Genomic DNA, 9,033 nt, shown 5'->3' with positions numbered 1-9,033 from the left:
CGCGCAGCAGGAGGCCGCTCCGCAGGAGGAGGCTGCTCAGCAGGAGGCCGCGCAGCAGGAGGCCGCTCCGCAGGAGGCTGCCGAGGAGCAGGGCGCCGAGCGCACCGCGAACGGCCACGGCGGCAAGAACGACCACGGCAAGGTCAAGTTCGGCCAGTGGATCAAGAAGTCGAACGTCGGCCACAACGGCCCCACCCTGGTCGGCGAGTCCGGCCCGGGCAACCTCAACTTCAGCAGCGTGACGGGCTCGCCCTTCGCCTCGCCGAAGGTCGGGAACGAGTCGGTGAAGGTCGACGACATCAACACCAACCTCAAGGGCGGCAAGGGCAACACCGTCATCAACGAGGTCGAGGGCTCTGAGCAGGACGAGATCGCGGGCGCCGCGGCCGCTCAGCAGGGTGCCAAGTAGCAGCCCGCTGAGCACGAGCAAGTCCGGCTTCACAAGGGCGGTACCAAAGCCCTAGGACAAGCCCATCGGCCGCTTCAGACGAACGCAAGTCTGAAGCGGCCGATGCCTGTCCACCCCCGAAACAAGCCGCGCGCCTTCTACTGCATCCCATGTTCGCGGTCGATGCGCTCAAGAATGCCTGCGAGGTCATCCCCGGTGGCTTGGGTGTACTTCTCGACCACATTGATGGGAATGCGCACCCTGGCGTTCATCTTGATACCTTGCTCAGCCGCCCAGATGCGTAGTCTCTCCGTAAAATCGTATTGCGCGATGCGGCGCGCATAGGACAGGTCGGTCTCCCACTCATCTTTCTCGTAGACACCGGAAATGTTAATCACTCCTCCAGGAGCGCGCACCGTGCCGAGGGCCGCGCCAGAGACGAGGCAAAACCTCGTCCATCATCGCGGACGCCCCCGGTCTTGCGATGGATCAACTGCCGAGCCGTGAGACAGCCCCGCTCCAAGCTTCAACGACCGAGGCGCAGTCTGCCCCCGTGCGGAGAGCGACCGTCCAGAACGTCCCACGCAGACACGCCCCCAGACCTCCCCAAACACCGCTCCGATCCAGGTGAGAGAGGGCGCCGGCAGCTAGATGAACCTTCCCCCGCCAGGGTGCGCGGCGCTTGCACTCGGCAGGGTAGAGTGCTAAACAAACGGTTGGCACTCTGCTGTGGAGAGTGACAACTTCACAGTCTGGGTCGGGGCGATGAGGCCTCAGTCCGGCGGCGGAATGGCAGTCGTCGGTGCGGGGGCCGTCCGTCGCGGGCGTCGGCTCGATCCGTCTAAGCCACCTTGTTCCGGGAGGACTGGAGCCTATGGCTGCAAAGATGATCGCGTTCGACGAGGATGCCAGGCGCGGGCTCGAGCGTGGCATGAACCAGCTCGCCGACGCCGTGAAGGTGACCCTTGGTCCCAAGGGGCGCAACGTCGTGCTGGAGAAGAAGTGGGGCGCTCCCACGATCACCAACGACGGTGTGTCGATCGCGAAGGAGATCGAGCTCGAGGACCCGTGGGAGAAGATCGGGGCCGAGCTCGTCAAGGAAGTAGCGAAGAAGACCGACGACGTCGCGGGTGACGGCACCACGACCGCCACCGTGCTGGCCCAGGCGCTGGTGCGCGAGGGCCTGCGGAACGTGGCGGCCGGGGCGAACCCGATGTCGCTGAAGCGGGGCATCGAGGCCGCGGTCGAGCGGGTCAGCGAGGAGCTGTCCAAGCTCGCCAAGGACGTGGAGACCAAGGAGCAGATCGCCTCCACGGCCTCCATCTCCGCCGGCGACCCGCAGATCGGCGAGATGATCGCCGAGGCGATGGACAAGGTCGGCAAGGAAGGCGTCATCACGGTCGAGGAGAGCCAGACCTTCGGTCTGGAGCTCGAGCTGACCGAGGGGATGCGCTTCGACAAGGGCTACATCTCGCACTACTTCGTGACCGACCCCGAGCGCATGGAGGCGGTCCTCGAGGACCCGTACATCCTGATCGTTCAGGGCAAGGCGTCGGCGAACAAGGACCTGCTCCCCGTCCTCGAGGGCGTCATGCAGTCCGGCAAGCCGCTGCTGATCATCGCGGAGGACGTCGAGGGCGAGGCGCTGGCCACCCTGGTCGTCAACAAGATCCGCGGGATCTTCAAGTCCGTCGCCGTGAAGGCGCCGGGCTTCGGTGACCGCCGCAAGGCCATGCTGGGCGACATCGCCACGCTGACCGGCGGCCAGGTCATCAGCGAGGACGTGGGCCTCAAGCTGGAGAACACCACGACCGACATGCTGGGCCGCGCCCGCAAGGTCGTCGTCACCAAGGACGAGACCACGATCGTGGACGGCGCCGGTGACGCCAACGAGATCGCGGGCCGGGTCAACCAGATCCGCACCGAGATCGACAACACCGACTCCGACTACGACCGCGAGAAGCTCCAGGAGCGCCTGGCCAAGCTCGCGGGCGGTGTCGCGGTGATCAAGGCCGGTGCCGCCACCGAGGTGGAGCTGAAGGAGCGCAAGCACCGCATCGAGGACGCCGTCCGCAACGCCAAGGCCGCGGTCGAGGAGGGCATCGTCCCCGGCGGTGGCGTGGCGCTGCTGCAGGCCGGCACCAAGGCGTTCGACAAGCTGGAGCTCGCGGGCGACGAGGCCACCGGTGCCAACATCGTCAAGCGCGCGCTGGAGGAGCCGGTCAAGCAGATCGCCATCAACGCCGGCCTCGAGGGCGGCGTCGTGGTGGAGCGGGTCCGCGGGCTCAAGCCCGGCGAGGGCCTGAACGCCGCCACCGGCGAGTACGTCAACATGTTCGACTCCGGCATCCTCGACCCGGCCAAGGTGACCAGGTCCGCGCTGCAGAACGCTTCGTCGATCGCTGCGCTGTTCCTCACCACCGAGGCCGTCATCGCCGAGAAGCCCGAGAAGAACCCGGCCCCGGCGGGCGGCATGCCCGACGCCGGCGGCATGGACTTCTGATCGGCGGCGTGTAGCCACACGCGATGAAGGGGCGGCCCCGCGGGGCCGCCCCTTTTGCGTGCACGCGTCCGCGTCCGGTACGCCATCATGCGGGGATGAGTGATCTTTTCAGCTCACCCGTGCTGCGCGTCGACCAGCCGCGCGGCGTCCCCGGCGCCGGTTCCCGGTACCGGGTGCTCGACGGCCGCGGGACGCTGCTCGCCACCGCGGGGGAGCGCGGCGTCTCCCGGCTCCGCAAGGCAGCCAGGGTCGCCGGAGGGGGCGGCGGCAAGGGACGCACCGTCCACGTCGAGAGCGCCCAGGGCGTGCCGCTGCTCAGCGTGGCGGCGAACGGGCCGACGGCGAGCGCCAGGGCGCAGGTGAGCAGCCCGGACGGCACCCTGATCGGGACGGTGCAGAAGATCGGGGAGGCGGCCGGCCACCAGTACACGCTCCTGGACCACGCCGGACGTCCGATCGGCCGCCTGGACGGAAGCCGTTTCGGCTACAAGTTCCCGGTACTGGACGGCCACGGCACGCACGTCGCGCAGATCGAGAAGAAGCTCAAGGGCGTCGCCACCGAGCTGCTGACGACCGCCGACCGGTACTCGGTAGAGATCTTCCAGCCGCTCCACGACCCGCTCCGCGTCCTGGTCGCCGTCACCGCGATCGGCATCGACCTGATGTTGTACGAAGGCAAGGACTGGCCTATCGGCTAGCCCTTGCGGCAGGGGACTTTCGCGTACCGTATGGCTCGGCGAGACCGCTCCGCGACGAGGCTGGGAGAAAGCATGAGCGACCCGTTCAGTTCCTCTGTGCTGAAGGTTGAACAGCCTCGCAGGGGACCGTTCGGCAAATCGCGTTACAAGGTCCTCGACGGCGACGACACCGTGCTCGCCATCGCGGCCCCGGCGGTCGACGAGGGCCGCGCCGAGGCGATGCGCGGCATCCTGCCCGGCAAGTCGAACCTCGACGCCCGCGCCGTCCAGCTGACCACCCCCGACGGGGCGCCCCTCCTGGCCGTGGAGAAGCTGCGGGGACGGGACTACACCGAGATCCTCGGCACCAAGGAGGAGGCGATCGGCTCATTCGTCACCGAGCGCGTCGGCCGCCGCTACGTCCTCTACGACGGTGACGGCACCCTCATCGGCGCCGTCGAGGTGGACGTCCCGCGCACCAACTTCGAGGTGCTCGACAACGACGGCACCAAGGTCGCGCACGTCCGCAAGAAGTGGGCGGGCCTCGCCACGCACCTGCTGACGACGGCCGACAAGTACAGCGTGGAGATCTTCGACCCCGTCCCGGAACCGCTGCGGACGATGGCGGTCGTGACGGCGATCGTGATGGACATGAACCTCCACGAGTCCAAGGAGATCACCTGACCGGCCCCCGTCACGGGCGCAGCCGGTAGCCGACCCCGCGGACCGTCTCGATCAGCCCCGGCCCCAGCTTGCGCCGCAGGTAGCGGATGTAGACGTCGACGATGTTGGAGCCGGGGTCGAAGTCGAACCCCCACACCTGGCTGAGCAGCTGCTCGCGGGTCAGCACCTGGTCGGGGTGGCGGCAGAACACCTCGGCCAGCGCGAACTCGCGGGCGGTCAGCTCGACCGTCCGGCCGCCGACCCGGGCCCGCCGCGTCCGCAGGTCGAGCTCCAGACCGCCGGCGCGCAGCACGGTCGCCTCCGGGATCCGCTCCGCCCGCAGCCGCAGCCGGATCCGCGCGAGCAGCTCCTCGAAGGCGAACGGCTTGGCGAGGTAGTCGTCGGCGCCGCCCTCCAGGCCCGCCACGGTGTCCGCGACGCTGTCCCGCGCGGTCAGGATGATCATCGGGATCGTCACGCGTTCGTTGCGCAGCCGGCGCAGCACCGTGAAACCGTCCTGCACCGGCAGCCCCAGGTCCAGGATCATCAGGTCGAACCCGCCGCCGCGGGCGTGCTCGTACGCCGACAGGCCGTCCGGGACGACCAGGGTCGTGAAACCGTTCTTGTGCAGGCCCTTTTCGAGGAACGAGCTGATCCGGCGCTCGTCCTCGGCGATGAGGATCCGGTTCACCGCGCCGCCTCCGCGGCACCGGGCGCCTCCACCCCGGTGAGCGCCTCACCGGTCGCGGACGGCAGGACGATCGTGTCGGCCTCCGCGGCGGCGTCGTCCGGCCGGGGAAGGAACGCCGGACGCAGCGGCAGGGTCAGGACGAACCGCGCGCCGCCGTCCGGCGGGCTCTCCACATGCACCGTCCCGTCGTGCGCCCTCGCGATGGACGCGACGATCGCCAGCCCGAGCCCGGCACCGTCCCCCGGACCCGCGCCGCCCGCCGGACGGGGCTCCCGGTCGCCCCGGACGAACCGCTCGAAGATCCGCTCGGCGTCGGGCGGCGCCACCCCCGGCCCGTTGTCGCGCACCCACAGCAGCACCGTCCCGTCCCGCACCGCCGACCCGACCTCGATCGTGTCGCCGTCCCCGGTGTGCCGGACCGCGTTGGACGCCAGCTGCATCAGCGCCTGCGTGAGGCGCTGCGCGTCCCCCAGCACCCGCACCTCGGCGACCGCGCCGACCCGCCAGCGGCGATCTCCGAGCCCGCGCGACTTGGCGACCACATCGACCGTGAGGTCCGCGAGGTCGACCTCCCCGACGGTCAGGAAGTCGGGCCGGTCCGCCTTCGCCAGCATGATCAGGTCGTTGACCATCCGGTTCATCCGGTCGAGTTCCTCCATGAGCAGCGCGCGGGTCTCCTCGCGCTCGGCCGGGTCGTCGTCCATCAGCTCCAGATGGCCGCGGATGACGGTGATCGGCGTCCGCAGCTCGTGGCCGGCGTCGTCGAGGAACCTGCGCTGCGCGCCGAAGGCCGACTCCAGCCGGTCCAGCATCCGGTTGAACGTGGACGCGAGCGCCGCCACGTCGTCGTTGCCGCGGACGGCGAGCCGCCGCGTCAGATCCGACTCCCCGATCTGGTCGGCGGTCTGCCGGACGAGCCGGATCGGCGCGAGCACCCGTCCCGCGATCACCCAGCCGACCAGCCCGGCCACCGCCAGCGCCCCGAACGCGGTGAAGCCCAGGACGCGGGTCGTCTCGGTCACCTCGGCGCGCTGCGCGTCCCGGAACTGCACCACCACCAGCGCCGCCCGCCGTGGGTCGCCGGACATCCGCACCGGAAGCACCGCGTACCGCACCTCACCTGCCGTGCTGGGCGCCGTGCCGTAGGCGGGCGCCCGCGCGCGGGCGACCCTGGCGACGAACGCGGGGTCGCGGTCGAGCCGGGCCGGCGGCGGCTGCGCGCTGCGCCGCTCCGCCCGCCCGTCCGCCACGGAGAAGAACGTCTCGTAGTCGTCGGGGAGGTTGCGGGCGAGGTAGTCCGTCAGCAGTTCCGACACGTTCGCCCGAGGACGGCCCGTCGCCGGGTCCGCCGTGTTCCGCGAGTAGCTGCGCAGCTTGTTGGCCTCGTGGGTGAGCTCGCCGTCGACCCTGTCGTCCAGCCGGGCGGACAGCACCGACCAGGTCACGGCGACGGAACCGGCCAGCGCCAGCCCGACGAGCAGCAGCATCCAGCCCACGATGCGCGCCCGCGCGGTGACACGGACCTCAGCCGTCATCGCGGTCATCGTCGTCGCGGTCGTCGTCGCTTCTCGGACCGTCGTCCTCGTTCGAACCGTCGTCGTCGCCGGGCGGGACCGGCGGTGGCGGCACCGCGTCGCCCCCCGCCGTCGTCGGGGCGGACGGCTTCGGCGACGACGAGGAACCCGGAGCCGGTGACTCCGTGCCGGTCCGCCCGTCCAGGACGGCGGACGACGGGCTGACCTCGATGGTGTCGCCGAGCGACGGCGGGGAGCTCTCGTGCGCCTGGACGAGTCCGGCCACGAGGGCCGTGATCAGCGCCCCGACCGCGACGATCCCGATGAAAGACGTGCGAACGGACATGGGGACAACCTCGCATATCGCCAAGGAAGAGCCGGTTAACGCCACATGAAAGATCCTTCATTTGGGCTGCTCACAGCTGGTTTGTAGTTGGGCATGAGGGTTTCTTCATCCGGCTCTCACACTCGTCCCATCCCGGGTGGAGACCGTCCCCTTGTCCAACCCCTGACCCCGAGGAGGCGCCCTGTGGCCGCGCACGTCCTGTACGGCCTCGCCGCGGACCTTGCCGCGATCACCGTGCTCACGTACGTGATCTACTTCCGCCGGCACCACCGTCGTGACCTGCGGCTCGCGTACATCGCGGTCAACGTGGGCGTATTCACCGTCGTTTCGCTGCTGCTCGCCGAGCGCGCGGACATCGCCGTCGGTTTCGGCCTGTTCGCCGTACTGTCGATTATCCGGCTGCGGTCGGACGCCATTACCCAGGAGGAGATCGGCTACTACTTCGTCGCGCTGGCGCTGGGCCTGGTGAACGGCATCGCCGCCGTCATCCCGTGGCTCGCCGGCCTGCTCAACGCGATCCTCCTTGGGGTGATGTACGTCGCCGACCATCCGCGGCTCTCGGCGCGCACCGAGCACCGTGTGGTGACGCTGGACGTCATCCACCATGACCCGGCGGCACTTCAGGCCGACCTGGAGAACCGCCTCGGCGGAACAGTGCTGGCCTGCAGCGTGACAGAGGTCGACTATGTGCGAGACGTGACGATCGTGGACGTCCGGTACCGCCGCTCCGTTCCGAAGGCCACTTCCCGTAAGCCCGTCCTCCGGACGTCCAAGGCCACGCACACCGGGCCCGAGGCGTCCTCCGCGAGGGGCGTGGCGCGATGACCTTCGACGGAGCCTCGACCCTCACGCGCCTCACGCGGACGCTGCCGCCCATCAGCCTGGCGCAGGTCCTCGAACGCGCCGAACTGCAGACCCGAGTCGACCGCAAGTACCTGGTGCCTGCTGCCGTGTGCGAGGCCATGCTCCCGCGGCTCGGCGACGAGTACGCGGCGCTGGAGATCCGGGGCCTGCGCCGGTTCCGCTACTCGTCGACCTACTTCGACACGCCCGATCTGCTCACCTTCCGCCAGCATCTGCAGGGCCGCCGGCGCCGCTACAAGATCCGGACCCGGGCGTACCTGGACAGCGGGGAGTGCACGTTCGAGGTGAAGCTCGCGGGTGCGCGCGACGTCACCGACAAACGGCGCATGCCCTACGACATCGCCAGCCGCGAGGAGCTGGACGGCACGGCGCGCGACTTCCTGGAGGACGTGCTGCTCACGGCGTACCGGATGAACGCGCCCGACATCGTCGTTCCGGCCGCGACGACCGCCTATCTGCGGTCGACCCTCGTCCAGCGTTCCGCCCCCGGCCGCGTCACGCTGGACGCGGCACTGACCTGCACGAAGGAAGACGCCGTCGTGGCGGCCGACCCTGGAATGGTCCTGATCGAGTCGAAGTCCGAGCGGGCCGACGCCCCGGTGGACCGCATCCTTCGCGACCAGGGCTTCCGGCCCGTGAAGATCAGCAAGTACTGCGTGGCCGTGGCCGTGCTCCACCCGTGGATGCCCGCCAACCCGTGGCACCCGGCCATGCGCGCCTTCTTCGACGGACGCGGGCCCCTTTACGAGGCCGCCTAGCCGAGGTAGGTAATGAAATGTGCAAGTCGCCCGGAGACGTCCAAGCGAGTGGCGGATCTCACCCGGGGTACCCGCGGTGGCCAACCTCGCCCTCGCCGTGCTCTGGGCCTTCACCGCCCTCGGCGGTTGGGCTGAACAGGGGTTCTGCGGGGCGGACGGTGTCCCGGACCCGGTCTGCGCGGCCGACGTCCACAACGCCGTGCTCGTCTCCCTGGCCGCGGTCGTCCCGGCGGTGGGAATCATCCTGACGGCATTCGCGTTTCACCGTCTGCGGCGAGAGCCCTACCGGGTCACCGGCCTGCTCACCGCCGCGGCCATCCTCTGGGTCATCGCCGAAGGCATCGTGTTCCTCGGCGGCCACCTCGTCCAGGCGAGCTGACCGCGGCGAGCGTTTCCGCAGGTGGGGGCGCTTTTTGACGGCACACCCCGGCACCTGCCGGAGTCGGCACGAAAAAATTCACGTGTGTCGGTTTGACGTTGTGCCACCGGGGGCATAATGTTCTCTCCGCCCCACAGGGGAGCGGGACGCCGGAAGGCGGCCGGCCCGTGGGGAACCACTACCGACCAAGCAGACGCGGTTTCGCCGTGTCCGCCGTTCGGTCGTGGGCCGGAAACGGTCGATTTTGCTC

11 protein-coding genes are annotated in these 9,033 nt (G+C 69.7%); 7 read left to right on the top strand and 4 right to left on the bottom strand.

Annotation, left to right across the window (positions count from 1 at the left end):
* Positions 1-409: hypothetical protein (locus IEZ03_RS37090; protein WP_189241282.1), on the top strand; the 409-nt coding region annotated here is incomplete at its 5' end.
* A 137-nt stretch (positions 410-546) separates the two neighbouring features.
* Here IEZ03_RS37090 and IEZ03_RS37085 read toward each other — a convergent pair.
* Complete coding sequence (locus IEZ03_RS37085) at positions 547-786, bottom strand: Lsr2 family DNA-binding protein (protein ID WP_184880784.1); 240 nt, start codon at positions 784-786, stop codon at positions 547-549.
* Positions 787-1,262: 476 nt separating this feature from the next.
* Here IEZ03_RS37085 and groL point away from each other — a divergent pair, with 476 nt between their 5' ends.
* The 3 genes from groL to IEZ03_RS37070 all read left to right on the top strand — a co-directional run bounded on the left by groL (position 1,263) and on the right by IEZ03_RS37070 (position 4,252).
* Positions 1,263-2,891: a chaperonin GroEL gene (gene groL, locus IEZ03_RS37080; protein WP_184880786.1), complete on the top strand. Its 1,629-nt coding sequence runs from the start codon at positions 1,263-1,265 to the stop codon at positions 2,889-2,891.
* 95 nt (positions 2,892-2,986) lie between these two features.
* The gene (locus IEZ03_RS37075) at positions 2,987-3,589 is read left to right on the top strand and encodes a phospholipid scramblase-related protein (RefSeq protein ID WP_184880788.1); all 603 of its coding nucleotides are present in this window, start codon (positions 2,987-2,989) and stop codon (positions 3,587-3,589) included.
* Between the two features lie 72 nt (positions 3,590-3,661).
* Positions 3,662-4,252, top strand: coding sequence for a phospholipid scramblase-related protein (locus IEZ03_RS37070; protein WP_184880790.1), 591 nt, complete (start codon positions 3,662-3,664; stop codon positions 4,250-4,252).
* Between the two features lie 10 nt (positions 4,253-4,262).
* On the opposite strand, the gene IEZ03_RS37065 is transcribed toward IEZ03_RS37070, so the two are convergent.
* Genes IEZ03_RS37065 through IEZ03_RS37055 form a run of 3 tightly spaced genes read right to left on the bottom strand, consistent with a single transcriptional unit; the run spans position 4,263 to position 6,782 of the window.
* The gene (locus IEZ03_RS37065) at positions 4,263-4,922 is read right to left on the bottom strand and encodes a response regulator transcription factor (RefSeq protein ID WP_132045608.1); all 660 of its coding nucleotides are present in this window, start codon (positions 4,920-4,922) and stop codon (positions 4,263-4,265) included.
* The gene (locus tag IEZ03_RS37060) at positions 4,919-6,457 is read right to left on the bottom strand and encodes a sensor histidine kinase (protein WP_229808831.1); all 1,539 of its coding nucleotides are present in this window, start codon (positions 6,455-6,457) and stop codon (positions 4,919-4,921) included. The genes IEZ03_RS37065 and IEZ03_RS37060 overlap by 4 nt, the downstream gene beginning before the upstream one ends.
* Positions 6,447-6,782, bottom strand: coding sequence for a hypothetical protein (locus IEZ03_RS37055; RefSeq protein WP_184880794.1), 336 nt, complete (start codon positions 6,780-6,782; stop codon positions 6,447-6,449). The genes IEZ03_RS37060 and IEZ03_RS37055 overlap by 11 nt, the downstream gene beginning before the upstream one ends.
* A 183-nt stretch (positions 6,783-6,965) precedes the next feature.
* On the opposite strand from IEZ03_RS37055, the gene IEZ03_RS37050 reads away from it, so the two are divergent.
* From IEZ03_RS37050 to IEZ03_RS37040, 3 genes are all read left to right on the top strand, one after another.
* Positions 6,966-7,607 (top strand): DUF4956 domain-containing protein, encoded by a 642-nt coding sequence (locus tag IEZ03_RS37050; RefSeq protein WP_229808830.1) that lies wholly within the window; start codon positions 6,966-6,968, stop codon positions 7,605-7,607.
* Entirely contained in the window at positions 7,604-8,404 is an 801-nt protein-coding gene (locus IEZ03_RS37045) for a polyphosphate polymerase domain-containing protein (RefSeq protein ID WP_184880798.1), read from the top strand. Before IEZ03_RS37050 ends, IEZ03_RS37045 begins: the two co-directional genes overlap by 4 nt.
* A gap of 76 nt (positions 8,405-8,480) precedes the next feature.
* Complete coding sequence (locus tag IEZ03_RS37040) at positions 8,481-8,783, top strand: hypothetical protein (RefSeq protein WP_184880800.1); 303 nt, start codon at positions 8,481-8,483, stop codon at positions 8,781-8,783.
* Positions 8,784-9,033: the final 250 nt, after the last annotated feature.

Origin of the sequence: Actinomadura livida, assembly GCF_014648675.1 — a bacterium.
Classification (GTDB): Bacteria; Actinomycetota; Actinomycetes; order Streptosporangiales; family Streptosporangiaceae; genus Spirillospora; species Spirillospora livida.
This window is presented reverse-complemented; position numbering and strand designations above follow the sequence as displayed.

What these genes read in the sequence shown, in the direction of transcription:
- groL (WP_184880786.1), top strand. Translation starts at nt 1,263, where the DNA reads ATGGCTGCAAAGATGATCGCGTTCGACGAGGATGCCAGGCGCGGGCTC.
- IEZ03_RS37075 (WP_184880788.1), top strand. Translation starts at nt 2,987, where the DNA reads ATGAGTGATCTTTTCAGCTCACCCGTGCTGCGCGTCGACCAGCCGCGC.
- IEZ03_RS37070 (WP_184880790.1), top strand. Translation starts at nt 3,662, where the DNA reads ATGAGCGACCCGTTCAGTTCCTCTGTGCTGAAGGTTGAACAGCCTCGC.
- IEZ03_RS37060 (WP_229808831.1), bottom strand. Translation starts at nt 6,457, where the DNA reads ATGACGGCTGAGGTCCGTGTCACCGCGCGGGCGCGCATCGTGGGCTGG.
- IEZ03_RS37055 (WP_184880794.1), bottom strand. Translation starts at nt 6,782, where the DNA reads ATGTCCGTTCGCACGTCTTTCATCGGGATCGTCGCGGTCGGGGCGCTG.
- IEZ03_RS37045 (WP_184880798.1), top strand. Translation starts at nt 7,604, where the DNA reads ATGACCTTCGACGGAGCCTCGACCCTCACGCGCCTCACGCGGACGCTG.